At 69.1% G+C, this 24,045-nt stretch carries 20 protein-coding genes; 7 read left to right on the top strand and 13 right to left on the bottom strand.

Going from position 1 to position 24,045, the window contains the following annotated elements; all coding sequences use genetic code 11:
- The 4 genes from ACFZBB_RS27000 to ACFZBB_RS26985 form a co-directional block, all read right to left on the bottom strand.
- Positions 1-2,301, bottom strand: coding sequence for a hypothetical protein (locus tag ACFZBB_RS27000; RefSeq protein WP_391127352.1), 2,301 nt, complete (start codon positions 2,299-2,301; stop codon positions 1-3).
- A 153-nt stretch (positions 2,302-2,454) separates the two neighbouring features.
- Positions 2,455-2,814: a DUF6113 family protein gene (locus ACFZBB_RS26995; protein ID WP_317453004.1), complete on the bottom strand. Its 360-nt coding sequence runs from the start codon at positions 2,812-2,814 to the stop codon at positions 2,455-2,457.
- Positions 2,811-3,701: an N-acetyl-1-D-myo-inositol-2-amino-2-deoxy-alpha-D-glucopyranoside deacetylase gene (mshB, locus tag ACFZBB_RS26990; RefSeq protein ID WP_391127348.1), complete on the bottom strand. Its 891-nt coding sequence runs from the start codon at positions 3,699-3,701 to the stop codon at positions 2,811-2,813. Before mshB ends, ACFZBB_RS26995 begins: the two co-directional genes overlap by 4 nt.
- A gap of 67 nt (positions 3,702-3,768) precedes the next feature.
- Positions 3,769-3,963, bottom strand: a complete 195-nt coding sequence (locus ACFZBB_RS26985; RefSeq protein ID WP_355348242.1) for a hypothetical protein — start codon at positions 3,961-3,963, stop codon at positions 3,769-3,771.
- Between the two features lie 249 nt (positions 3,964-4,212).
- On the opposite strand from ACFZBB_RS26985, the gene ACFZBB_RS26980 reads away from it, so the two are divergent.
- Positions 4,213-6,363 carry a prolyl oligopeptidase family serine peptidase gene (locus ACFZBB_RS26980; protein ID WP_391127345.1) on the top strand — a complete coding sequence of 717 codons (2,151 nt, stop codon included), beginning with the start codon at positions 4,213-4,215 and terminating at the stop codon, positions 6,361-6,363.
- Between the two features lie 19 nt (positions 6,364-6,382).
- Here ACFZBB_RS26980 and ACFZBB_RS26975 read toward each other — a convergent pair whose 3' ends face one another.
- Positions 6,383-7,705, bottom strand: a complete 1,323-nt coding sequence (locus ACFZBB_RS26975) for a hypothetical protein (protein WP_391127342.1) — start codon at positions 7,703-7,705, stop codon at positions 6,383-6,385.
- A gap of 443 nt (positions 7,706-8,148) precedes the next feature.
- On the opposite strand from ACFZBB_RS26975, the gene ACFZBB_RS26970 reads away from it, so the two are divergent.
- From ACFZBB_RS26970 to ACFZBB_RS26950, 5 genes are all read left to right on the top strand, one after another.
- Positions 8,149-9,183 (top strand): ABC transporter permease, encoded by a 1,035-nt coding sequence (locus tag ACFZBB_RS26970; RefSeq protein WP_355348251.1) that lies wholly within the window; start codon positions 8,149-8,151, stop codon positions 9,181-9,183.
- A gap of 104 nt (positions 9,184-9,287) precedes the next feature.
- The gene (locus ACFZBB_RS26965; RefSeq protein WP_391127339.1) at positions 9,288-11,084 is read left to right on the top strand and encodes an ABC transporter substrate-binding protein; all 1,797 of its coding nucleotides are present in this window, start codon (positions 9,288-9,290) and stop codon (positions 11,082-11,084) included.
- 99 nt (positions 11,085-11,183) lie between these two features.
- Entirely contained in the window at positions 11,184-12,161 is a 978-nt protein-coding gene (locus tag ACFZBB_RS26960) for an ABC transporter permease (RefSeq protein ID WP_355348256.1), read from the top strand.
- A gap of 10 nt (positions 12,162-12,171) precedes the next feature.
- Positions 12,172-13,233: an oligopeptide/dipeptide ABC transporter ATP-binding protein gene (locus tag ACFZBB_RS26955; RefSeq protein ID WP_391049281.1), complete on the top strand. Its 1,062-nt coding sequence runs from the start codon at positions 12,172-12,174 to the stop codon at positions 13,231-13,233.
- 27 nt (positions 13,234-13,260) lie between these two features.
- Positions 13,261-14,394: a dipeptide ABC transporter ATP-binding protein gene (locus tag ACFZBB_RS26950; protein ID WP_391127336.1), complete on the top strand. Its 1,134-nt coding sequence runs from the start codon at positions 13,261-13,263 to the stop codon at positions 14,392-14,394.
- A gap of 120 nt (positions 14,395-14,514) precedes the next feature.
- Here ACFZBB_RS26950 and ACFZBB_RS26945 read toward each other — a convergent pair whose 3' ends face one another.
- From ACFZBB_RS26945 to ACFZBB_RS26925, 5 genes are all read right to left on the bottom strand, one after another.
- Positions 14,515-15,567: a dipeptide ABC transporter ATP-binding protein gene (locus ACFZBB_RS26945; protein WP_391127528.1), complete on the bottom strand. Its 1,053-nt coding sequence runs from the start codon at positions 15,565-15,567 to the stop codon at positions 14,515-14,517.
- Positions 15,568-15,577: 10 nt separating this feature from the next.
- Positions 15,578-16,603 carry an oligopeptide/dipeptide ABC transporter ATP-binding protein gene (locus ACFZBB_RS26940; RefSeq protein WP_391127333.1) on the bottom strand — a complete coding sequence of 342 codons (1,026 nt, stop codon included), beginning with the start codon at positions 16,601-16,603 and terminating at the stop codon, positions 15,578-15,580.
- A gap of 11 nt (positions 16,604-16,614) precedes the next feature.
- Entirely contained in the window at positions 16,615-17,598 is a 984-nt protein-coding gene (locus ACFZBB_RS26935) for an ABC transporter permease subunit (RefSeq protein WP_391127330.1), read from the bottom strand.
- Positions 17,591-18,514 (bottom strand): ABC transporter permease subunit, encoded by a 924-nt coding sequence (locus ACFZBB_RS26930; RefSeq protein WP_391127327.1) that lies wholly within the window; start codon positions 18,512-18,514, stop codon positions 17,591-17,593. Before ACFZBB_RS26930 ends, ACFZBB_RS26935 begins: the two co-directional genes overlap by 8 nt.
- Before the next feature lie 100 nt (positions 18,515-18,614).
- Complete coding sequence (locus ACFZBB_RS26925) at positions 18,615-20,261, bottom strand: ABC transporter substrate-binding protein (RefSeq protein WP_391127324.1); 1,647 nt, start codon at positions 20,259-20,261, stop codon at positions 18,615-18,617.
- A gap of 299 nt (positions 20,262-20,560) precedes the next feature.
- Between ACFZBB_RS26925 and ACFZBB_RS26920 the strand changes: the two genes are divergently transcribed.
- A complete protein-coding gene (locus ACFZBB_RS26920; RefSeq protein ID WP_391127321.1) occupies positions 20,561-20,944 on the top strand; it encodes a VOC family protein in 384 nt (127 codons plus the stop codon).
- Between the two features lie 59 nt (positions 20,945-21,003).
- On the opposite strand, the gene ACFZBB_RS26915 is transcribed toward ACFZBB_RS26920, so the two are convergent.
- The 3 genes from ACFZBB_RS26915 to ACFZBB_RS26905 are packed head-to-tail and all read right to left on the bottom strand — an operon-like array spanning position 21,004 to position 24,045.
- Positions 21,004-22,080: a dipeptide ABC transporter ATP-binding protein gene (locus tag ACFZBB_RS26915; protein ID WP_355348275.1), complete on the bottom strand. Its 1,077-nt coding sequence runs from the start codon at positions 22,078-22,080 to the stop codon at positions 21,004-21,006.
- Positions 22,043-23,071: an oligopeptide/dipeptide ABC transporter ATP-binding protein gene (locus ACFZBB_RS26910; RefSeq protein ID WP_391127319.1), complete on the bottom strand. Its 1,029-nt coding sequence runs from the start codon at positions 23,069-23,071 to the stop codon at positions 22,043-22,045. Before ACFZBB_RS26910 ends, ACFZBB_RS26915 begins: the two co-directional genes overlap by 38 nt.
- 11 nt (positions 23,072-23,082) lie before the next feature.
- Entirely contained in the window at positions 23,083-24,045 is a 963-nt protein-coding gene (locus ACFZBB_RS26905) for an ABC transporter permease subunit (protein WP_391127525.1), read from the bottom strand.

Below are 24,045 nucleotides of genomic sequence, written 5' to 3'. Positions count from 1 at the left end.
TCAGCCCGCCACGTTCGGCAGGGTCACATCGCGCTTGGCGCCGGTCGCGTCCAGCGCGGGCAGGAGGGCGTCCGCGACGTCCTGCGGGGTGACGGCCCTGGTGGAGCCGTCCTTCGCCTTGAGCTTGACGGGGTCGAACGTGCCGCCGTACAGCCCCTTGAGGACCGCGAGGTCGATGTGCGGCTGAAGCTTGCCGTCCGCGTCCGGCACCATCGTCAGGAACTTCGGGATCGACTTCATCGGCCCGAACTTGATGGACTTCAGGCCCGCCCGGACGACGACGTAGTCGGACATGGCCCGCTTGCCGAACCCGTTGACGGCGGCGTCCAGTTCGGCCTGGGTGACCTTCGGCGGGGTGGTCGTGACCGGCAGCGCTATGGCCGGGTTGGAGCCGGTCTCCGCGCGCGTGCGGTACGCGGCGGCGACCTTGGCCGCGGCGGCGTTCACGTCGAAGGACTGGCCGGACTTGCCCGCCACCGGGACGGCCTTGCCGTCGGCGAAGCGGACCATGCCGTCGGAGCCCGAACCGCTCTGGCCCGCCAGTGACTTGAGCGCGACCCGCAGTTTGTCCTCGTCGACGACTATGACCGGGTCGGCGACGCGGCTGCCGCCGAAGAGCGAGCCGACGACGGAGACCGGGTTGTAGTCGGAGTGCGCGACCCCCCGGACCGTCGCGTCGGTGTCGACCGACAGACCCGCCACCGACGGCTTGAGGCTCAACTTGCGGTCGCCGATGGTCAGTTCGAGCGGCGCGGTCTTGCGGTCACCGAGCGCGGTGTCCAGCATCTTGACCGCGTCGCCCTTGTTCTGGTTGCCGATGTCGACGCCCACCACGGTGGTGCCCTTCGGCACGTCGCCGTGGGTCATCAGCAGTCCGGCGCCGTACGCGAGCACCGCTATGGTGCACACCCCGACGCCCAGCAGGGCCACCTTGGAGCGGCCCTTCTTCTTCGCGGGCGGACGCGGCGCGGCGGGCGCCGGCTGCGCCGCGCGCGGCTCGGCGATGACGGGGGCGGGCACGGGACCGGCGCCGGGGCCGCCCGGCACGGGCGCGGCGGGGCCCGGCGCACGCGGCGTGCGCGCTCCCGGGCCTCCGGGCTGCACGGCCGGAATACCGCTGACCAACGTGTCGTCCGACAGCCGTCCGCCCGGGCCGTCCGGCACGACGGGCGGCCGGAAGCCGCCGCTGGTGTCCTCGGGACCGAGCCCGTCGCCGGGAGGCGTCGGGGCGGGGAAGCCGCCGCTGGTGTCCTCGGGGCCGGGTCCGTCGCCGGGCGTCGGCGGGCGGAAGGCGGAGGGGGCGGACCGGCCGCGCTGGTCGGCGGCGGGCGGCACCTGCATGTGGCCGGTCACCGGGCCGGAGGTCGGCCCCGTGGGCGGCTGGTACTCCGGGAAGGGGCTGTTGGGCCCTTCGGCAGGCGGCGCGTAGGGGGCCGCGGCGGCCTGGGCTCCGTACGGGGTGCTCAGCGGATCGGGACCCTGGCTCTGCCCCTGACCCTGGCCCTCGGGACGGCCGTACGGGTCGGGTCCGGGGAAGGCGCCCGAGGGCCGCGGCACTCCGGGCGGGAACGCGTCGATGCCGTACGGCGGCTCCGGCTGCGGCTCCGTACCGAATTCCGGGCCGAACTCCCCGGCGAAGAGCGACGGGACACCGGCGGCCGGGGTGTCGTGCGGGCCGCGCGCGGAAGGGTCGCCGCCCTGCGGGGTGCCGACCGGCGGCGGGAGGTACGGCGTGGACGCCGTACCGGGCGCGGACGCCGACGACGGGTACGGGCTCGAACCGGTACGGGAGTCGGAGCCCGCACCGGCACCCGCACCCGCACCGGCACCAGGTCCGGCACCCGTACCGGAACCCGCGCCGGGGGCGGGAGCGGAGCCAGGACCCGGCTGCCCGGCCTGGGACTTGCGCGGCGCGAACCAGTCGCTGGTCTTCTCCGGCTGCGGCTCCGGCTCGCCCGACGCCTCGGCGGCCGGTTCCGCGGCGGGCGCGGGCTCGGGAGCGGGCGGCTCGGGCGCCGGGTTGTTCTCGTCGACCGGCTTGCGGACCACGACCGGCGGGATCGGGCGCGAACCGGGGATGTTGATCCGGATGCGCGTCGTCAGCGTGGTCTCGGTCTTCGGCTCGTCGGCCGGCGGCGGTTCGGGCGCGGCGGCCGGCTCGGGCGTACCGCCCGGTCGCGGACGCTCCTGCGGGTGCAGCGAAGGAAACGGGCGCGAGCCGTACGGCGGAGTGCCCGAGGGGTACGCGGCACCGCCGCGGCCCTGCGGCCCGGACGACGAACTGTCAGTTTCACGACTCAAAGCAGGCTCTCCCGGTTAGCTTCGCCACCCGTCACGGTTCTCCGCGGGCGGCTCGCCGGCGCGCACCACCATACCGACCGGCGTGTAACGACGACTCTGGTCCGGCGGAACGCTCGGTCTCAGCCAATCACGAGGCCGCCCCCGCCCGCCAAGTCAGGCGGTATTCGGCCCGGATGGGGGCAGTTGGGGCAGGGTGGCGCAGATCACGCCCGCCATGGCCCCGCCGAGCAGGTACACATACGGTCCGAGTCCGGCCGCGAACAGGAAGTCACCTTCGGGGCGGGTGGTGCTCAGCAGCATCACGCACACCAGCCAGACCCCGGCGGGCACCACCGCGCCGAGCCGGGTGCGGGTGAGCGTCACACCGCCGTAGAAGACCGCCACGCAGCCCGCGAGGCCCAGCAGCAGCCCGCCGGGGAACCAGCCCGCCTGGACGAGCGCCCCGGCCGCCGCGACCAGCGCTCCGAGCACACCGAGGACGACGTACGCGACCACGCGCAGCGGCTGGCTCACCGCGCACCGCCGTCGGAGTCGGAGTCGGAGCCTTCGGCGGGGAAGAGGTCGTCGCCGCGGCCCTCGGTCAGGGCCTCGCCGCGCACCTGCCGGTAGTGCTCGGTGGCGAAGAACGGCTGGCCGAGGTCGTTGGAGAGCGCGAAGAAGGGGCCGTCCACGGCGATCTGGCTGGCGTGCGCGCGCATCGCGGCCGTCTTCTGCCCGGTGTGGGCGGCGCCGTCGACGGTGACGGTGACGAGGTCGTCGTCGACGACACCCGGCACGTCGTCCACGGAGGCGATCCCGCCGAAGGGGAAGTCCTTGCCCGCCGCCGCCAGCCGCGCGAAGCCCGCCTCGACGACCGAGCGCGGGGTGCAGATCTCGTAGACCCGCGCGATCCGGTGGCCCCGCTCGGCGGCGAGTTCGTAGCCGCGCAGCGCGACCCGGTGCGCCTGGATGTGGTCGGGGTGGCCGTAGCCGCCGTTGCTGTCGTACGTGACCAGCGCCTGCGGGCGGGTGTCGAGGATCACCTCGGCCAGGTGTCCCGCCGCCTCGTCCAGGTCGGCCTGCCAGAAGCAGTCCTCGCGGTCGTTCTGGGAGACGCCCATCATCCCGGAGTCGCGGTAGCGGCCCGCGCCGCCGAGGAAGCGGTGGTCGGTGACGCCCAGCTCGGCCATCGCGGCCGCGAGTTCACCGATGCGGTACTCGCCGAGGGTGTCGTCGCGGTCGGCGGCCAGGTGCGCCAGCTCGGGCGGGATCACCTCGCCCTCTTCACCGAGGGTGCAGGTGACCAGGGTGACAAGGGCGCCCTCTGCCGCGTACTTGGCCATGGTCGCGCCGTTGTTGATCGTCTCGTCGTCCGGGTGGGCGTGGACGAGCAGCAGACGCCGCGCGGGAAGATCGGTCATGAGGGAAGCCTACGGCTCCCCGGCGTACCGCTCTTCCCCGCAGCTCACCGAGCCCGGCACGGGCCGCTCAGAACTTGATGTCCGAGATCATCCCCGCAACGTTGTTGGTGAGGTCTGTGATCTGTGGCGCCCAGGTTGAACTCGCCAGGTAGAAACCGAGCAACGTACAGGCGATCGCGTGCCCGGCTTTGAGCCCGGAACGGCGGATCAACAGGACGACGACGATCAGCAGCAGCAGCACCGCCGAAATCGAGAGTGCCACAGCGGCTCACCTCCCAGTACGCAGGGTCATGTCAGTTGCCACATGCTTATTACCCACCCACGGCTACTGATCATAACTTTCCGTGCCACCGCATATGTCGGGGCACGGAAGCACATGGGGGCGCATGACCAGATCCAGCCACCGGGCGCGGTCCTCGCGGTGGTGCTCCGGCGCAGGTGGGGAGGTACAGCGGCGGCCGGCCCCAGGGAAGAACGGCGAGTGTCGGACGTACGGCCTAGTGTCACGGATATGACGCAGCTCTCATTCCCCCGACAGCACGCCCGTACGCAGCGGTTCACCCTCGGCGCCCCGCGCTCCTTCACCGTGTCGCCCGACGGCGGCCGGGTGGTGTTCCTCAGATCCCGTGCGGGGGACGACCCGTCACATCTGCTGTGGGTCCGTGACCTGCGGGAAGAAGGAGCGGGCGAGGGCGCGGGCACGGAGTACGCGGCGGCCGACCCCGCGGCGCTGCTCGGCGGCGGCCAGGAGGAGCTGTCGGTGGCCGAGCGGGCGCGCAGGGAGCGCAGCCGGGAGGGCTCCGCGGGCGTCGTGGGCTACGCGGTGGACGACACGGTGTCGCTGGCCGCCTTCGCGCTCTCCGGGCGGCTGTTCACCGCCGGGCTGCTGCCGGGGGCCGCGGGGCCACGGGAGTTGACGGTGCCGGGTCCCGTGGTCGATCCGCGGCCCTCGCCGGACGGCCGGTGGGTGGCGTACGCCTCGGGCGGCGCGCTGCGGGTCGTGGCTGCCTCGGGCGCGGACGACAGGGCGCTGGCGGAGCCGGACGGCGAGTCGGTGTTCTGGGGGCTGGCGGAGTTCATCGCCGCCGAGGAGATGTCGCGCAGCCGCGGCTTCTGGTGGGCGCCGGACAGCTCCGCGGTGCTCGCCGCGCGGGTGGACGAGTCACCGGTCGGCCGCTGGTGGATCTCCGACCCGGCGCACCCCGAGCGCCCGCCGGCCGAGGTGGCCTACCCGGCCGCCGGTACGGACAACGCGGTGGTGACGCTCGCGCTGCTCGGCCTGGACGGCTCCCGGGTGGACGTGGAGTGGGACCGGGAGCGCTACCCGTATCTGGCGGCCGTCCACTGGTCGGCGGCCGGTCCGCCGGTCCTGCTGGTGCAGGCCCGCGACCAGCGCGAACAGCTCTACCTGAGCGTGGACATCGCGACCGGTACGACGCGGACGCTGCGCACGGAGGAAGATCGAATTTGGCTGGATCTCTTCCCCGGCGTCCCCGCCACCACTTCCGACGGCACCTTGGTGCGGATCGCCGACGAGGGCGACGTACGGGTGCTGATGGTCGGCGACCGGGCGCTGACCGGTCCCGAGTCGCATGTGCGGGCGGTGCTGGACGTCGGCGACGAGGACGTGCTGATCGCCGCGTCGGCGGGCGCCGCCGCCGCCGAGCCGGAGATCGGCGAGCTGCATGTGCTGCGGGTGAGCGAGCGGGGCGTGGAGCGCGTCTCGACCGAGCCGGGGGTGCACACGGCGACGCGCTCGGGGCGGGTGACGGTGCTGCAATCGGCGACGCCGGACCGTCCGGGGCGCACGGCGCGGGTGCTGCGCGACGGCGAGCGGATCGCGGAGATCGCCTCGTACGCGCAGACGCCGTCGCTGACCGCCAGGGCGCGGCTGACCGAGGCGGGCGAGGACCGCATCCCGGCCGCCGTCCTGCTGCCGAGCGGATACGCCGAGGGCGACGGGCCGTTGCCGGTGCTGCTCGACCCGTACGGCGGCCCGCACGGCCAGCGGGTGCAGGCGGCGCACAACGCGCATGTGGTCTCGCAGTGGTTCGCCGACCAGGGCTTCGCGGTGATCGTCGCGGACGGCCGCGGCACCCCCGGGCGCTCCCCCGGCTGGGAGAAGGCCATGGCGGACAAGCTGATCGAGGTGTCGCTGACCGACCAGATCGCCGCGCTGCACGCGCTGGCGGGGACGTATCCGCTGGATCTCGGCCGGGTGGCGATCCGCGGCTGGTCGTTCGGCGGCACGCTGGCCGCCGCGGCGGTGCTGCGCCGTCCTGACGTCTTCCACGCGGGCGTCTCGGGCGCGCCGTTGACCGACCAGTGGCTCTACGACACGCACTACACCGAGCGTTACCTGGGGCAGCCCGGCGAGCGGCCGGGCGTGTACGAGGCGAATTCGGTGGTCACGCGGGACGGCATCACCGAACTCGCCGAGCCCGCCAGGCCGTTGATGATCATCCACGGCCTGGCCGACGACAACGTGATGGTGGCCAACAGCCTGCGGCTGTCCACCGCCCTGCTCGCCGCGGGCCGCCCGCACGAGGTGCTGCCGCTGTCCGGCATCACGCACATGACGCCGCAGGAGCAGGTCGCGGAGAATCTGCTGCTGCTCCAAGTGGACTTCCTGAAGCGGTCCCTGGGCCTGGACAAGCCCTGAGGTCCAGCCGCGCGGATGATCAGCGTCCGTCGCCGCCCGGCTCCTGCGGGAAGCCGGGCGGGGGCGGCGGGTAGCCCGGCGGGGACTGCGGCGGAAACTGCGGCGGAAACTGCGGCGGCGGGCCGAATCCCCCGCCCGCGGGCGGCTGTTGAGGCGGTTGGGAATAAGGGGACGCGTGAGGCGGCTGACCCCAGCCGCCGGGAGCGGGCGCGGACCCCGGCGCCGAACCCGGCACTGACCCCGGCGCGGCGCCGTATCCCTGCTGCGGCGGACCCCAACCGGGCACCGGCCGAGGGCCGTCCGTACTCCTACCGGGCACCGCCAGCAGCAGGAGCACCGCCAGCCCCACCACCAACTCGACCACCAGGAAGATCTGCTGACTCTTCTGATACAGCGGCAGGTGGTCGAACTCGAACAGCTCGTGGTAGCTGTGCCAGTTGTCCAGCGCGACGACGGAGAAGACGACCGCCGCGAAGCCGAAGGCGACGCCGAGCGCCCTGGAAGCCGCCGACTTCGCGAAGGCGACCCAGGCGACGAGCAGCGCGAACACGACCCGCAGCCAGCCCGCGTAGGCGACCGGCATGCCGAGCAGCGTGGTCAGCGTGCCCTCGCCGGTCAGCAGGTGCCGGTAGAAGTGCGGCGGGAAGTCGTTGGCCGTCGTGTACTTGTGCGTCTCGAAGATCTGCCAGCCGGCCCCCTCGATCGCGAGCAGCACCAGCAGCACCCCCGCGGCCACCGCCGCTCCGCGCCGCGGCACCACCGGCGCGGCGCCGGGCCCGCTCGACGGCGCGGTGTCCGACGGCGCACCGCTCAGCGGCACATCCCCGCCCGGCGCGCCGCCCCGCACCGGGCGCCTGCCCGCGAGGCCGATGACCACGAGCGCGATCCCGCCGAGCGTGAAGGCGACCGCGGTGGTCAGCGCCCGGGTGTGCATCTGCGCCCCGGCGGTCCAGTCCGACTGGAAGATCCACAGACCGGGCAACCGATATCCGAACGCGAAGACCCCGGCGGTCACGAAGGCCCACCCGGCGGCGGGCCGCGCGGACCACACCAGGGCGCCGAGCAGGACCACGAGCAGTACGCCGTCCAGCGCCGCGGTGGCCAGCAAGGCGTGCTGGTAGACGGCGTGGTCGAGGCCGAGCCAGGCCCAGAGCGTGTCGTGGAATCCGACGTGCTTGATGTCGCGGACCGTCCAGGCGATCTCCACCGCGACGAGAACCGCGCAGATCAGCGCCCCCGCGATCCGCGCTCCCGGCGCGAGTGTCCGCGGTCCGACCGGACCTGGCGGCGTGAAGCCGGACCCCTGTCCGTACGGCGACTGCTGCTGCATACCCTGCTGCATGGCCTTCTCCCCCATGGCCCAGTGTTCCCCCAGATATACCCGTGCCACTTGGGGTAGGAACAGTCGGTTCGCGAACCAGGAGGAGACTGCGGGGAGTTGACGAGCGGCCGGCCGGGGTCGCTCGCGACGCCCGACCGGCCTACGGCACCCGCACGGCCGTACGTTGTTCAGACTGCTACGTCCGTATATCGGAGTTGCGACGGCTAAGTTGCACGCATGTTAACGCGCTTCGCCTGGATATATCCGAAATGCCCGATGTTTTGGATCACTGTCAAGCACGTACGGAGGACGATCTGCAAAATCTTCGCTCAAGATGCCAAACAACAAGCTTTCTTCCCTCCTTCCCCCCTTGACTGAAGGTTGATTCCATTGCGAAAGTCCGCTCAACCCGCGACGCACAACCCCGTCGCGTCGACCAGACTCCTGCTGCGGGGGCAATCGCGATGACGAGTTCCACATCGACCACGGTCACCGAGCCGATCGGTGACCCCGGCGACCCCGGGAAGGAGGGGGCAGCGGCCACGAAGGTGGACCCCGAGTTGGTCGGGCGGTCACCGGGCCAGCTCATGTGGCGGCGGTTCAGGCGCGACCGAACCGGTGTCATATCGGCCTATGTGGTCCTGTTCTTCTTCGCGATAGCGATCTTCGCTCCCTTGATCGCCAAGCTGTACGGCAAGAACCCGTACACTCTCTACGGGCAGAACAGTCCGGACCTGCTCAACGAGTTCGGCTACCCGGTCGCGCCCAACGGCGGTATCAGCAGCCACTTCTGGTTCGGCATCGAACCCACGCTGGGCCGCGACGTCTTCACCCAGCTCCTCTACGGCATCCGCACCTCGCTGGCGATCAGCATCGCGGTGACGATCATCGTCACCATCACCGCGATCATCCTCGGTGTGGTCGCCGGATACATGGGCGGCAAGACGGACTACTTCATCGGCCGGATCAGCGACCTGCTGATGGCGTTCCCCGCCCAGCTCTTCTTCGTCGCTTTCATGCCCGTGGTCACCGCGCTTCTGGTGTCGCCGTCCGACGCGACCCCCACCTACATCCGCGTGATCGCGCTGATCGTGGTGCAGTGGTTCCTCGGCTGGATGGGTCTGGCCCGCTTGCTGCGCGGCCAGGTGCTCACGCTTCGGGAGCGTGAGTTCATCGAGGCCGCCCGGGTCACCGGCGCCTCGCCCTGGCGCATCGTCCGCCGGGAACTGCTGCCCAACCTGGTCACCCCGATCCTGGTGCAGAGCACGCTCATGCTGCCCGGGTTCGTGACCGCCGAGGCGGGCCTGTCCTTCCTCGGTGTCGGCCTCGTGGAGCCGACCCCCGACTGGGGACGGATGTTCGCCAGAGCCGGTGAGATCTACCAGAACGACCTCACTTACATGTTCTTCCCGGGTATCGCCATGGTGATCTTCATCGTCGCGTTCAACCTGCTCGGGGACTCGGTCCGGGACGCGTTCGATCCGAAGACCGCACGCTGAGGAAGCACAGCAACAGGGGGTGGCTGCCGCCCCTCTCACCAGGAGAGCCAGGCAGCTAACAGGTAACAACGAACAGGGGTGCATTCACCGCTATGAACCTTTCCATGCGTAGAACCCGGGCTGCGTTGGTGGCGGTCGCCGCCGGTGCGCTGGTTCTCACCGCTTGCAGCAGCGGCGGCGGGGGCGGCAAGGGCGAGAACAACGACGCCAAGCAGAAGCAGGACAAGAGCAAGACCCAGCTTCAGTCGCAGATCACCTTCGGTGACGCCGCGGCCTCCACCGGACCGGCGGAGCCCATCGCGGGCGCCGAGCAGGGCGGCACGCTGCACGCCCTGGAGCGCGACAGCTACACGCACCTCGACCCGGGCCAGATCTACGTCAGCAACGAGGGCCAGCTCGCCACCCTGATCCACCGTGGTCTGACCACGTACAAGCTGGACAGCAAGGGCAACTACACCGTCGTCGGCGACCTCGCCACGGACAGCGGTGCGGAGACCGACGGCGGCAAGACCTGGACCTTCAAGCTGAAGGACGGGATCAAGTTCCAGGACGGCACGCCGATCACGGCCACGGACATCCGCTGGACCGTTGAGCGGCTGTTCGCCCCGTTCGTCACCAACGGCCCGCAGTACCTGCAGCAGTGGCTGGCCAACACCAGCGGCTCGGACTTCCGCAAGCTGCTCCCGGACGGCCCGTACAAGGGCAAGCACCTGCCGGACAGCCTGCTGTCGACGCCGGACGACAAGACCATCGTCTTCCACTTCCCGAACCCGGAGCCCGACGCTCCGTACCTGTTCGCGATGCCGGGCTACTCGGTGGTGGACCACGCGAAGGACACCAAGGAGAAGTACGACAAGGCGCCCGTCGCGTCCGGTCCGTACATGATCAAGACCTTCGACACCGGCAAGTCCATGACCCTGGTGAAGAACCCCGCCTGGGACCCGAAGACGGACGCGGCGCGTCACCAGTACGTCGACACGTACGACATCACGTTCAACCACCAGGCCGAGGACTCCACCAAGCGCCTGATGTCGGACTCCGGTGACAACCAGACCTCGCTGAGCTTCGCGAACGCGGTCGACCCGGACGACACCCCGACCGTGGTGGGCACCCCGTCGATCTACAAGCGCACGGTGGCCGGTTACCAGCCGTTCGTGGGTGAGATCAACTTCAACATGAACAAGATCAAGGACGTCAACATCCGCAAGGCGTTGGCGCTCGCGATCCCGACCAAGCCCGTGTGGCAGGCGCTCGGTGCCTCCTACGGCGCCGAGTACGCGGGCGGCTTCATCAGCCCGACCCTCGCCGGTTACCAGAAGGCCGACCCGCTGGGCAAGGTCGCCAAGCCCGACGGTGACCCGGTGGCGGCCAAGAAGCTGCTCACGGACGCCGGCAAGGTCGGCATGAAGATCACCTACGCGTACATCAACACCACCGCCGGCCAGCAGTACTCCCTGGCGATCGCCAACACGCTGACCCAGGCGGGCTTCAACGTCCAGCGCAAGGAACTGCCGTCGGACACGTACTACGACCTGATCGGTAAGGTCGACAACCCGTACGACATCTACGCTTCCGCGTGGGGTGCCGACTGGCCGTCGACCCTGACGGTGATCCCCCCGGTCTTCGACGGCCGGACGATCGCCGACCAGGCGCCGAACTACTCGCACGTGAACGACCCGCACATCAACTCCGAGATCGACCGCATCAAGAAGATCACGGACCCGAAGGAAGCGGCTGACGCCTGGTTCCAGCTCAACACCTACATCACCACCAAGGTGATTCCCGGTGTTCCGACTGTGTACTACAAGCAGCTCCAGATCTTCGGTTCGAAGGTGGGCGGCGTTGTCTACAACAACGTCACCTCGGGCATCGACCTGACGAAGCTGTACGTCAAGAAGTAAGCACCCTCGCGGCCTTCGGTGGGGCCGGGCAGCCGCCCGGCCCCACCTGGGGTGCGATCACCCGCCCACCGCCGCCGTCCTCTGAGAGCTGCGACCGCCATGCTTCGATTCCTCGTCCGCCGGACGCTCGGCGCTCTGGTCATTCTTTTGTTCATCAGCGCCTTCACGTTCTTCCTCTTCTTCGCCATTCCGCACGACCCCGCGCTCCTTTCCTGCGGAAAGAACTGCACGCCGCAGAACATCGCGCTGATCCACCACAACCTGGGTCTCGACCACCCGGTGCCGGTCCAGTACTGGAACTACATGGTGCGGATATTCACCGGCCACAGGTTCAGTGCCGGCAACTGCCCCGCGCCCTGCCTCGGTTACTCGTTCGCCACGAGTGAGCCGGTCTGGCCGACCCTGATGAACCGCCTGCCCACGACCATCTCGCTCGCCGCGGGCGGCACCGTGGTCTTCCTGCTCGTCGGTCTCGGCTCCGGCATGCTGGCCGCCTGGAAGCGCGGCACGTTCATCGACAAGATCTTCAGCTCCGCGTCGCTGGTTCTCAGCTCGATGCAGATCTACTTCCTCGGCCCGATCGTGCTGGCCCTGCTGGTCTACAACAACCAGATCCTGGATCAGCCCAAGTACGTGCCGTTCACGCAGAATCCGCTCTCCTGGTTCAACGGACTGCTCATTCCATGGTGTGTGCTGTCGGTGATCTTCACCGCCAACTACACGCGTATGTCGCGCTCGACGATGATCGAGCAGCTACAGGAAGAACATGTACGGACCGCGCGTGCCAAGGGCATGTCGTCGGCGTACGTCTTCTTCCGGTACGCCTGGCGTGGCTCGCTGATCCCCATCGTCACGATCCTCGGTATCGACCTCGGCTCGCTGTTCGGCGGCGCGATGATCACCGAGTACACCTTCCAGCTCGCCGGGCTCGGCCGACTGGCGATCGACTCCGTGATGAAGACGGACCTGCCCATGCTCATGGGCGTGATGCTCTTCAGCGCCACCTTGATCGTCCTGTTCAACATCATCGTGGACGCCGCCTACGCGTTCATCGACCCGCGCGTGCGACTGTCCTAGGAGAACGTCAGTGACCACCATGACCAAGCCCGAGGAGGGCACGCACAAGGGCGGGTCGGACTCGTTCTTGTCCGTACGCGACCTGTACGTCCACTTCTCCACCGAGGACGGCACCGTCAAGGCCGTCGACGGTCTCTCCTTCGACCTGGAGCGCGGCCAGACGCTCGGTATCGTCGGTGAGTCCGGCTCCGGCAAGTCGGTGACGAACCTGTCGATCCTCGGGCTGCACAATCCGGCGACCACCGAGATCGCCGGAGAGATCATCCTGGACGGCCAGGAGCTGACCGGTGCGAGCAATCGCACGCTGGAGCGGCTGCGCGGCAACAAGATGGCGATGATCTTCCAGGACCCGCTGACCGCCCTGTCGCCGTACTACACGGTCGGCCGGCAGATCGCGGAGCCGTACCGGAAGCACCTGGGCGCCAGCAAGCGCGAGGGCCGGGACCGGGCGATCGAGATGCTGGAGAAGGTCGGCATCCCGCAGCCCAAGCAGCGCGTGGACGACTACCCGCACCAGTTCTCCGGCGGTATGCGGCAGCGCGCGATGATCGCGATGTCGCTGGTGTGCAACCCCGATCTGCTGATCGCCGACGAGCCGACCACCGCGCTCGACGTGACCGTGCAGGCCCAGATCCTGGACCTGCTCAAGGACCTCCAGCAGGAGTTCGGGTCCGCGATCATCCTGATCACCCACGACCTCGGTGTGGTCTCCAAGGTCGCCGACGACCTGCTCGTGATGTACGCCGGGCGCGCCGTGGAGCGCGGTTCGGTGCGGGAGATCGTCAAGGAGCCGCAGCACCCGTACACATGGGGTCTGCTCAGCTCGATGCCGCGCCTCAGCGGCAATGTCGACGACCCGCTGACGCCGATTCCGGGCGCTCCGCCGAGCCTGCTCAGGCCGCCGACCGGCTGCCCGTTCCACCCGCGCTGCGAGTTCCCCGCGCTGGTCGGCGGCGACACCTGCGTCACGTCGCGGCCCGACCTGCCGGCTGGTCGCGGTTCCGCGTGCCATCTGACCGCAGAACAGCGGCAGTCCGTATTCATCGAGAAGATTCAGCCCCGGCTGGGCTGACCGGTCACCAGGGGCAGGCATACCACCATGAGCAACGACACCAGCGCTACCGTGACCGAAACGGTCCCGGAACAGCGCGACAAAAGGCCCATCGGCGAGAAGCTGCTGGAGGTCAAGGACCTCACCAAGCACTTCCCGATCTACGGCGGTTTTCCGTTCAGGCGCCAAGTGGGCGCCGTCAGGGCCGTGGACGGGGTGGACCTGGAGGTCCACGCCGGCGAGAGCTTCGGCCTGGTGGGCGAGTCGGGCTGCGGCAAGTCGACGACCGGCCGGCTGATCACGCGGCTGCTGGAGCCGACCGCGGGCAGCGTGCTGTACCGGGGCCAGGAGATCGCGCACTCCTCGCGCAAGGACCTGGCGCCGATCAGGTCCGAGATCCAGATGATCTTCCAGGACCCCTACTCGTCGCTGAACCCGCGCCAGACGGTCGGCACCATCATCGGCGGCCCGATGGAGATCAACGGGATCAACCCGCCCGGCGGGCGCGAGAAGCACGTGCGCGAGCTGCTGGAGACCGTCGGTCTCAACCCGGAGCACTACAACCGCTTCCCGCACGAGTTCTCCGGCGGTCAGCGGCAGCGCATCGGCGTGGCACGGGCGCTGGCCCTCAAGCCGAAGCTGATCGTGGCGGACGAGCCGGTGTCGGCGCTCGACGTGTCGATCCAGGCCCAGGTCGTCAACCTCCTGCAGAAGGTGCAGGAGGAGATGGGCATCGCGTTCCTGTTCATCGCGCACGACCTGGCGATCGTGCGGCACTTCTCGCAGCGCGTCGCGGTGATGTACCTGGGCAAGGTCGTGGAGGTCGGCGACCGCGACTCGATCTACCTGCGCCCGCGCCACCCGTACACCCACGCGCTGCTGTCCGCGGTGCCCGAGGTGGACGTGGACCACGCGGACGACCGCGAGCGGATCCGGCTGGCCGGTGACGTGCCGTCGCCGATCAACCCGCCGTCCGGCTGCCGCTTCCGCACCCGGTGCTGGAAGGCGCAGGACAAGTGCGCGACGGAGGAACCGCCGCTGGTCCAGATCGGCGGGAACACGGACGGGCACCTGACGGCCTGTCACTTCCCGGAAGAGCCGACGATCGCGGCGCGGGACGAGGACATCGTCCTCGACCCCGCGCTGGCCGCGATCGAGGAGGCGGCTGACAAGACCCTTTGACCCGGGCTCAGTTCAGCCTCCGCTCGGAAACGGTCCGTACCCGGACACCCCAGCACCACCCGGGTACGGGCCGTCTCGCGTTGCCGGCGCCCCTCGCACGTTCCCGGCCGCGGCGCGCGGTCAGTCGTTCGGGACGACCTGCTTCTCCTCCGCGAAGTGGCACGCCGAGTCGTGTTCGGCCGGGCCCGCCGTGCCGCGGAAGGCCGGGGGGACCGCCAGCAGCGGCTCCTCCAGGGTGCAGCGCTCCTGGGCCTTCCAGCAGCGGGTGCGGAAGCGGCAGCCGGAGGGCGGGTTGGCCGGGGAGGGCACGTCGCCGGAGAGGATGATCCGCTCACGGTGCTCGCGCGCGGCCGGGTCCGGGACCGGGACGGCCGAGAGCAGGGCCTGGGTGTACGGGTGGGTCGGGTGCTCGTAGATCGCCTCGTCGCCGCCGATCTCGACGATCTTGCCGAGGTACATCACGCCGACCCGGTCGGAGATGTGCCGGACGATCGACAGGTCGTGCGCGATGAACATGTAGGAGAGGTTGAACTCCTTCTGGAGATTGCCCATCAGGTTGATCACCTGGGCCTGCACCGAGACGTCGAGCGCGGAGACCGGCTCGTCGGCCACGATGATCTCGGGTCGCAGCGCCAACCCCCGTGCGATGCCGATGCGTTGCCGCTGGCCGCCGGAGAACTGGTGCGGATAGCGGTTGATGTACTCGGGGTTGAGGCCGACGACGTCGAGCAGGTCCTGTACGCGCTTGCGCCGGTCGCCCTTGGGCGCGACCTCGGGGTGGATCTCGTACGGCTCACCGATGATGTCGCCGACCGTCATACGGGGGTTGAGCGAGGTGTACGGGTCCTGGAACACCATCTGGATGTTGCGCCGGACGGCCTTCAGGGCCCGCCCCGACAGCTTGCTGATGTCCTCGCCCTTGTACAGGATGCGTCCGGCGGTGGGCACTTCGAGGTTCATCAGCAGCCGGGCGACGGTCGACTTGCCGCAACCGGACTCGCCGACGATGCCCAGCGTCTCGCCGGGGAAGAGGTCGAAGGAGACACCGTCGACGGCCTGGACCGCGCCGATCTGCTTCTTGAACACGATGCCCTGGGTCAGCGGGAAGTGCTTGACCAGGTCGCGTACTTCGAGGATCGGCTCGTGCGCCGCCTTGACCGGGTCCTTGTGCATGACGGGCTGTTCACTCACCGAGCGTCTCCTTCCAGAAGTGGCAGGCGCTCGCCCGGTCGGGGCTCACCTTCGCCAGCGGGGGCACATCGGTGCGGCAGATCTCCTGGGCCATCGGGCAGCGCGGGTTGAAGGCGCAGCCGGGCGGAATGTGCAGCAGGTTGGGCGGCAGCCCCTTGATCGCGTACAGCTCCTGGCCCTTCTGGTCCAGCCGCGGGATCGACTGCAACAGGCCCTTGGTGTACGGGTGCGCGGGCCGCTTGTAGATCTCGTGGACCGGCGAGCTCTCCACGATCCGGCCCGCGTACATCACCGCGATCTTGTCGGCCACATCGGCGACGACGCCCAGGTCGTGGGTGATCAGGATCAGGCCCATGTTGAACTCCCGCTGGAGTTCGGCCAGCAGGTCCATCACCTGCGCCTGCACCGTCACGTCGAGCGCGGTGGTCGGCTCGTCGGCGATGATCAGCGCGGGTTCCAGGGCCATCGCCATGGCGATCATCACGCGCTGCCGCATACCGCCGGAGAACTGGTGCGGGTACTGCTTGACGCGTTCGGCGGCGGCGGGGATGCGGACCCGTTCCATCAGCTCGACGGCCTTGATCCGCGAGTCCTTCTTCGACATGCCCTGGTGGGTGGTGAACATCTCGCCGAGCTGTTCCCCCACGGTGAGCACGGGGTTGAGCGAGGACAGCGCGTCCTGGAAGACCATCGCCATCTTCGCGCCGCGGACCTTGCGCCGCTCCTCGCCGACCATCGTCAGCAGGTTCTTGCCCTGGAAGACGATCTCGCCCTTGGTGATGAAGCCGGGCGGCGAGTCGAGGATGCCCATGATCGCCTGCGCGGTCACGGACTTGCCGGAGCCGGACTCGCCGAGCACGGCCAGCGTCTCGCCCTCGGCCACCGAGTACGTGACGCCGTTGACCGCCTTGGCGACCCCGTCCCTGGTACGGAATTCGACGTGCAGATCGTGGACGTCCAGCAGGTTGCCGCTGGGCGGGGCGCTGGTGTGTTCTGCGGCCAGGTACTCGGTGCTCATGTACGGGCTCCTCAGCGCAGCTTGGGGTCGAGGGCGTCGCGCACCGCGTCGCCGAGCATGATGAAGGCCAGCACGGTGATGCTCAGCGCGCCCGCGGGCCACAGCAGCATGTGCGGCGCGTTGCGGATCTGCGAGGACGCGTCGGAGATGTCGATGCCCCAGGAGACGGTGGGCGGTTTGAGGCCCACGCCGAGGTAGGACAAGGTCGCCTCCAGCGCGATGTACGTACCCAGCGCGATGGTGCCGACGACGATGACCGGCGCGACGGCGTTGGGCGTGATGTGCCGCAGCAGGATGCGGGAGTTGCCCGCGCCCAGCGCCCGCGCGGCCTGCACGTAGTCGTTCTCCCGCGAGGTGATCACCGAGCCGCGGGCGATACGGGCGATCTGCGGCCAGCCGAGCAGCACCATGAAGCCGATCACCGGCCAGACGGTGCTGTTGGTGACCACGGACAGGAAGACCAGGCCGCCGAGGATGACCGGGATGCCGAAGAAGATGTCGCTGATCCGGGAGAGGACCGCGTCCCACCAGCCGCCGAAGAACCCGGCCAGGCCGCCGAGGACGCTGCCGAGGAGGACCACGCCCAGGGTCGCGCAGACGCCGACGGTGACCGAGGCGCGGGCGCCGTAGACCACGCGGGTGTAGACGTCGCGGCCCTGCTGGTCGTAGCCGAAGGGGTGGCCGGGGCTCGCGCCCTGCTGGGCCTTGGACAGGTCGGCCTTCAGCGGGTCCTGGGTGGCGATCAGTCCGGGCCAGATCGAGATGATCACCAGGAAGAGGATGATCAGCGCGGCGATGATGAAGATGGGGTTGCGCCGCAGGTCGCGCCAGGCGTCCGACCACAGGCTGCGCGGCTTCTCCGCGGGGTCGCCGCCGTCGTGCCCCGGCCCCTTCTCCAGTGACCCGGCCTCCTCCGCCGCCAGGTCGAAGCCGCCGCCACCGCCCGCGGCCGAGACGGACTGGCCGGGGTCGAGAGGGTTGCTCTGTTCAGGCATAACGAATCCTCGGGTCCAGGACCGCGTACAGCAGGTCGACTAGCAGATTCGCCAGCAGGAAGACCAGCACCAGGATCGTGACGAAGCCGACCACCGTCGGCGAGTTGTTGCGCAGGATGCCCTGGTAGAGCTGGAAGCCGACGCCGTGGATGTTGAAGATGCGCTCGGTGACGATGGCGCCACCCATCAGGCCGCCGATGTCGGTGCCGATGAAGGTGACCACCGGGATCAGCGAGTTGCGCAGCAGGTGCCGGAAGATCACCTTGCGGCGTGGCAGGCCCTTGGCGACGGCGGTGCGCAGATAGTCGGCGCGGGTGTTCTCGGCGATCGAGGTACGGGTCAGCCGGGTGACGTACGCGAGCGAGACCAGGGCGAGGACCAGGCCCGGCAGGATCAGTTCGTTGAACGGCGCGCTGGGCGAGACCGAGGGGCTGACCCAGCCGAGCTTCACGCCGAACAGGTACTGGAGCACGTAGCCGGTCACGAACGTGGGCACCGAGATGACGACCAGGGTCATCAGCAGTACCCCGGTGTCGATCGGCTTGCCGCGCCGCATGCCGGTGATCACGCCGAGCAGGATGCCGATGATGATCTCGAAGATGATGGCGACGACGGTGAGCCGGATGGTGACCGGGAAGGCGCTGCCCATCAGGGAGGTGACGGACTGCCCGTTGAAGGCGGTGCCGAAGTCGCCGCGGAAGATGTTCCCCATGTAGAGCACGTACTGCTTCCACAGCGGGTCGTTCAGGTGCAGGTCCGAGCGGATCTGGGCAGCGGTGGCGGGGTCAGGTGCGCGGTCGCCGAAGAGCGCGGCGACGGGGTCGCCGAGCGCGTAGACCATGAGGAAGATCAGGAATGTGCTGCCGATGAACACCGGGATCATCTGGAGCAGCCGCCGGATCACATAGCGTCCCATGCGGTGCCTTCCGAAGGGCCTTCCGAGCAGTGACGGGGAGGGGCGGGAAGCGGAGCGGCCGGAGGCCGCACCGGGTTACCGGTGCGGCCTCCGGCGGACGTCACTTGACCTTGATCTCGTTGTAGACCGGGACGCTGAACGGGTTCAGCTCGACGTTGGTGATCTTGTCGGAGTACCCGGCGCTGCCGTTCTGGTACCACAGCGGAATCGCGGGCATGTCCTTGACGAGCTGGCGCTCGGCGTCCTGGAAGAGGCCGACGGCCTTGGCGGTGTCGGTCTCGGCGTTGGCCTGGTTGACCAGCTTGTCGAAGTTGGCGTTGCTGTAGTGCGAGTCGTTGGACGACGCGTTGGTGTAGTACAGCGGCTGGAGGAAGTTCTGGATCAGCGGGTAGTCCATCTGCCAGCCGGACCGGAACGGGTTGTCCATCTGCTTGTTGACGATCTTGTTGCGGAAGTCGGCGAAGGTGCCGGTGGGGGCGCCGACGCACGCCTTGTTGTTGCCCAGCACGTTGTTGATGCTGTTGCAGACCGCGTCGACCCACTCCTTGTGGGAACCGGTGTCGGCGTTGTAGCCGATGGTGATGCTGCCGCCCGGCAGGCCGCCGCCCTCCTGGATGAGCTGCTTGGCCTTGGCCGCGTCGTACGTGCACTCGGCGCCGCACAGACCGGACTTGTAGCCGCCGGACGCGCCCAGCACCGGGGAGGTCCAGTCGGTGGCCGGGGTGCGGGTGTTCTGGAAGATCTGCTGGGTGATCTGCGGGCGGTTGATCGCCATCGACAGGCCCTGCCGGACCTTCGCGGAGTTCGCGGACGACCAGCGCGAGTTGTACAGCGGGAAGGCGAGGGTCTGGATGATGCCGGCGGGCTGGTTGATGTACCGGTCGCCGAGATCGCTCTTGACGTTCTTGAGCTGCGAGGCCGGAATGTCGTCGACCAGGTCCAGGTTGCCCGCCTGGAGGTCGGTGTAGGCGGTGTTGTTGTCGGTGTAGACCCGCAGGTCGACGCCGCCGTTCTGGGCCGGGTCCGGGCCCTTGTAGCCGTCCCACTTGCGCAGGCTCATCTGCGAGCCCTTGCTGTACGACTGGATGGTGTACGGGCCGTCGCCGATCGGCTTCTTCAGCCAGGCGGCGTGGTCGTCGAAGAACGCCTTCGGCAGCGGGTAGTACGCGGAGTACCCGAGGGTGTCGGGGAAGGTGGAGAACTTCTGGTTGAGCTTCACCTTGAACTCGGTGTCGCTGACCTTGGTCAGACCGGAGAGCGTGGTCGCGGAGGACTTGGCGCCCGCGGTGTCCGGGTGGACCTTGTCGTACCCGTCGATGTACTGGAAGAAGTACGCGTTGATCTGGGCGTTCTTCAGCAGCGCGCCGTAGTTCCAGGCGTTGATGAAGGAGTCGGAAGTGACCTTCTCGCCGTTGCTGAAGGTCCAGTCAGACTTGATCTTGATGTCGAAGTTCTGCGAGTCGGTGGTGGTGATCGAGTCGGCGATCATGTCGGTCGCCTTGCCGGTCTTCGGGTCGTACTTCTTCAGGCCGCGGAAGACCATGTCGAGCACCTTGCCGCCCTGCACCTCATTGGTGTTGGCGGGCTCCAGCGGGTTCTGCGGGTCGCCCCAGGAAGCGCGCACGACGCCGGAGCCGCTGCCGCCGCCGCCCCCACCGCTGTTGTTGCTGCTGCTGCCGCAGGCGGCGGCTGCCAGGGCGACGGCCGTCGCACAGACGGCCCACTTCAAGCGCGTGGCTCCGCGCATCGCGTGCCTCCTCATGGATCACAAATGACACTTAGTCACCCATGACACCGCAATAGAGCCAAAGTCGCACTTCTACTGCTCCGTGTCGGCATGTCCAATGCGTTGGCCATTGCGCTACGCACTGTCAGAAAGCCGTGTCACGGCACGCATGAAGTGATCTGTCCGCGTCAAGAATGGAGGCGGACGCGCCCGCTCGGCCGTCCGGTCCCGTGCGGTGGCGGAGCGGCACCGTCCGGCCTGCGGACCGGCCCGGCGGATACCCGGTGGCGCCGGGCGCCGGGATCGGGAAGGCTCGGGCCATGGTCTCGGTAGTGCAGAACGTGGCGATCGACTGTGCGGACGCCTACAGCCTGGCTCTCTTCTGGAGCGGCGTCACCGGCCGTCCGCTGGATCCGGAGGACCGGCCGGGCGACCCGGAGGTCCAAGTGCTCCTCGCGGACGGCCCTCTGCTCCACTTCAACCAGGTGCCCGAGCCCAAGACGGCCAAGAACCGCGTCCACCTGTGCCTGCGCCCTGACACCACCCGCGACGAGGAGGTCGACCGCCTCCTCGCCCTCGGCGCCACCCTCCTCACCGACCGCCGCAACCCCGACGGCACCGGCTGGGCCGTCCTCACCGACCCCGAGGGCAACGAATTCTGCGTCCTGCGCAGCCAAGCCGACCGCGAGGCCGCCCATCCCTGACGCGCGCGAGAGGGGCGCCGCCCGGGATGGGGGAGGCGCCCCTCTGGGGTGCGGGACTGTCAGGCGGCGCCGACGACGTCCTTCTCTTCGGCGAAGTGGCAGGCCGACTCGTGGGTGGCCGGGGTGGAGCCGCCCTGGAAGCGGGCGGGGATCGCCAGCAGCGGGGTCTCCTCGGCGCAGCGGGACTCGGCCTTCCAGCAGCGGGTGCGGAAGCGGCAGCCGGAGGGCGGGTTGGCCGGGGAGGGCACGTCGCCGGAGAGGATGATCCGCTCACGGTGCTCGCGCGCGGCCGGGTCCGGGACCGGGACGGCGGAGAGCAGGGCCTGGGTGTACGGGTGGGTCGGGTGCTCGTAGATCTCGGTGTCGGTGCCGATCTCCGCCATCCGCCCGAGGTACATCACGCCGACGCGGTCGGAGATGTGCCGGACGATCGACAGGTCGTGCGCGATGAAGAGGTAGGAGAGGGTGAACTCGTCCTGGAGTTTCTCCATCAGGTTGATGACCTGGGCCTGCACCGACACGTCGAGCGCGGAGACCGGCTCGTCACAGATGATGATCTCCGGGTTGAGCGCCAACCCCCGTGCGATGCCGATGCGTTGCCGCTGGCCGCCGGAGAACTGGTGCGGATACCGGTTGATGTACTCGGGGTTGAGGCCGACCACGTCCAGCAGGTCCTCGACACGCTTGCGGCGCGACCCCTTGGGAGCCACCTCGGGGTGAATGTCGAAGGGCTCACCGATGATGTCGCCGACCGTCATGCGCGGGTTCAGCGAGGTGTACGGGTCCTGGAACACCATCTGGATGTTGCGCCGGACGGCCTTCAGGGCCCGCCCGGTCAGCTTGGTGATGTCCTCGCCCTTGTAGAACACCTCGCCCGCGGTGGCCTGTTCGAGGTTCATCAGCAGCTTGGCGACCGTGGACTTGCCGCAGCCGGACTCGCCGACGATGCCCAGCGTCTCGCCCCGGTAGAGGTCGAAGGAGATCCCGTCGACCGCCTTGACCGCGCCGACCTGCTTCTTGAACAGGATGCCCTGCGTCAGCGGGAAGTGCTTCACCAGGTTCCGCACCTGGAGGATGGGTTCACCCCGGTTCGAGAGGTCACTCACCGAGCGTCTCCTTCCAGAAGTGGCAGGCACTGCCGCGCCCGTCGCCGATCGTGTGCAGCACGGGCACCTCGGTCCGGCAGATGTCCTGCGCCATCGGGCAGCGCGGGTTGAAGGCGCAACCGGACGGGATACGCAGCAGGTTGGGCGGCAGCCCCTTGATCGCGTACAGCTCCTGACCCTTCTGGTCCAGCCGGGGAATCGACTGGAGCAGGCCCTTGGTGTACGGGTGCGCCGGGTTCTTGTAGATCTCGTGGACCGGCGAGCTCTCCACGATCCGGCCCGCGTACATCACCGCGATCTTGTCGGCCACGTCCGCGACCACACCCAGGTCGTGGGTGATCAGGATCAGGCCCATGTTGAACTCCCGTTGGAGTTCAGCGAGCAGATCCATCACCTGCGCCTGGACGGTGACGTCGAGCGCGGTGGTCGGCTCGTCCGCGATGATCAGGTCGGGTTCGAGGGCGAGCGCCATCGCGATCATGATGCGCTGCCGCATACCGCCGGAGAACTGGTGCGGGTAGTCGTTCACCCGCTCCTTCGCCGCCGGGATGCGCACCCGGTCCATCAACTCGACCGCCTTGGCCTTGGCGGCCTTGCGGGACAGGCCCTGGTGCACCCGGAACATCTCGCCGAGCTGGTAGCCCACCGACAGCACCGGGTTGAGGGACGACAGCGCGTCCTGGAAGATCATCGCGATCTTCCGGCCGCGCAGCTTGCGCCGCTCCTCGCCGGACATCGTGAGCATGTCGCGGCCCTGGAACAGGATCTCGCCCTGCGGGATACGGCCGGGCGGCATGTCGAGGATGCCCATGATCGCCTGCGCGGTCACGGACTTGCCCGAGCCGGACTCGCCGAGCACGGCCAGCGTCTCCCCGGCGTTCACCGAGTAGTTGACGCCGTTCACGGCCTTGGCGATACCGTCGCGGGTGTGGAACTCGACGTGCAGGTCCCGTACTTCGAGCAGCGGAGCCGTCGGCACGCCGGGCGCCGGGGCGTTCGCGGTCTCATCGATGACAGTCAACGCCGTACCTCCTAGCGCAGCTTGGGGTCGAGGGCGTCGCGCACCGCGTCGCCGAGCATGATGAACGCCAGCACCGTCACGCTGAGCGCGCCCGCGGGCCACAGCAGCATGTGCGGCGCGTTGCGGATCTGGGTGGACGCCTGGGAGATGTCGATGCCCCAGGAGACGGCCGGCGGCTTGAGGCCCACGCCGAGGAACGACAGCGTCGCCTCCAGCGAGATGTACGTGCCCAGCGCGATCGTCGCGACGACGATGATCGGGGCGAGCGCGTTCGGCGCGATGTGCCGCAGCAGCATCCGCGCGTTGCCCGCGCCGAGCGCCCGCGCCGCCTGCACGTAGTCCTGCTGCTTGGCCGTGATGACCGAGCCGCGCGCGATACGCGCGATCTGCGGCCAGCCGAGCAGGATCATGAAGAGCGAAACGGTGGTGACGCTGCCGCCCTTGACCACGGACAGGAAGACGATGCCGCCGAGCAGGATCGGGATGCCGAAGAAGATGTCGCTGATCCGGGAGAGGATCGAGTCCCACCAGCCGCCGAAGTAACCGGCCAGGCCGCCGAGCAGCGAGCCCAGCACGGTGACGCCCAGGGTCGCGAAGATACCGACCGACACCGAGGCGCGCGCGCCGTAGACGGTACGGGTGTAGACGTCGCAGCCCTGCTGGTCGAAGCCGAAGGGGTGCCCGGAGGTCGCCCCGTTCTGCGACTTGGCGAGGTCGCAGGAGAGCGGGCTGCCGCCGGCGATCAGGCTGGGCCAGATCGATATGACGACCAGGAAGAGGATCAGCAGCCCGGACACGTAGAACATCGGCTTGCGGCTGAGGTCGTGCCAGGCGTCGTTCCACAGGCTGCGCGGCTTCTCGCGCTCCGCCTCACGCGACGGCTTCGACGGCTCCCCGGGGCCGAGCGGTCCGTCCACGGGCAGCCCGGCGGGCGCTGTGGATATCGCGTTCGCGGCGCTCCGGGCGTCGGACAT

Source organism: Streptomyces sp. NPDC008139 (genome assembly GCF_042957025.1).
Taxonomy (GTDB): Bacteria; Actinomycetota; Actinomycetes; order Streptomycetales; family Streptomycetaceae; genus Actinacidiphila.
The sequence above is the reverse complement of the archived record's forward strand: the minus strand, read 5'-3'. Positions and strand labels throughout refer to the sequence as shown.

Bases quoted from the DNA above. Each gene is read 5' to 3' on its own strand.
- mshB (WP_391127348.1), bottom strand. From the start codon at position 3,701: ATGACCGATCTTCCCGCGCGGCGTCTGCTGCTCGTCCACGCCCACCCG.
- ACFZBB_RS26980 (WP_391127345.1), top strand. From the start codon at position 4,213: ATGACGCAGCTCTCATTCCCCCGACAGCACGCCCGTACGCAGCGGTTC.
- ACFZBB_RS26975 (WP_391127342.1), bottom strand. From the start codon at position 7,705: ATGCAGCAGGGTATGCAGCAGCAGTCGCCGTACGGACAGGGGTCCGGC.
- ACFZBB_RS26970 (WP_355348251.1), top strand. From the start codon at position 8,149: ATGACGAGTTCCACATCGACCACGGTCACCGAGCCGATCGGTGACCCC.
- ACFZBB_RS26965 (WP_391127339.1), top strand. From the start codon at position 9,288: ATGCGTAGAACCCGGGCTGCGTTGGTGGCGGTCGCCGCCGGTGCGCTG.
- ACFZBB_RS26960 (WP_355348256.1), top strand. From the start codon at position 11,184: ATGCTTCGATTCCTCGTCCGCCGGACGCTCGGCGCTCTGGTCATTCTT.
- ACFZBB_RS26950 (WP_391127336.1), top strand. From the start codon at position 13,261: ATGAGCAACGACACCAGCGCTACCGTGACCGAAACGGTCCCGGAACAG.
- ACFZBB_RS26945 (WP_391127528.1), bottom strand. From the start codon at position 15,567: ATGCACAAGGACCCGGTCAAGGCGGCGCACGAGCCGATCCTCGAAGTA.
- ACFZBB_RS26940 (WP_391127333.1), bottom strand. From the start codon at position 16,603: ATGAGCACCGAGTACCTGGCCGCAGAACACACCAGCGCCCCGCCCAGC.
- ACFZBB_RS26935 (WP_391127330.1), bottom strand. From the start codon at position 17,598: ATGCCTGAACAGAGCAACCCTCTCGACCCCGGCCAGTCCGTCTCGGCC.
- ACFZBB_RS26930 (WP_391127327.1), bottom strand. From the start codon at position 18,514: ATGGGACGCTATGTGATCCGGCGGCTGCTCCAGATGATCCCGGTGTTC.
- ACFZBB_RS26925 (WP_391127324.1), bottom strand. From the start codon at position 20,261: ATGCGCGGAGCCACGCGCTTGAAGTGGGCCGTCTGTGCGACGGCCGTC.
- ACFZBB_RS26920 (WP_391127321.1), top strand. From the start codon at position 20,561: ATGGTCTCGGTAGTGCAGAACGTGGCGATCGACTGTGCGGACGCCTAC.
- ACFZBB_RS26905 (WP_391127525.1), bottom strand. From the start codon at position 24,045: ATGTCCGACGCCCGGAGCGCCGCGAACGCGATATCCACAGCGCCCGCC.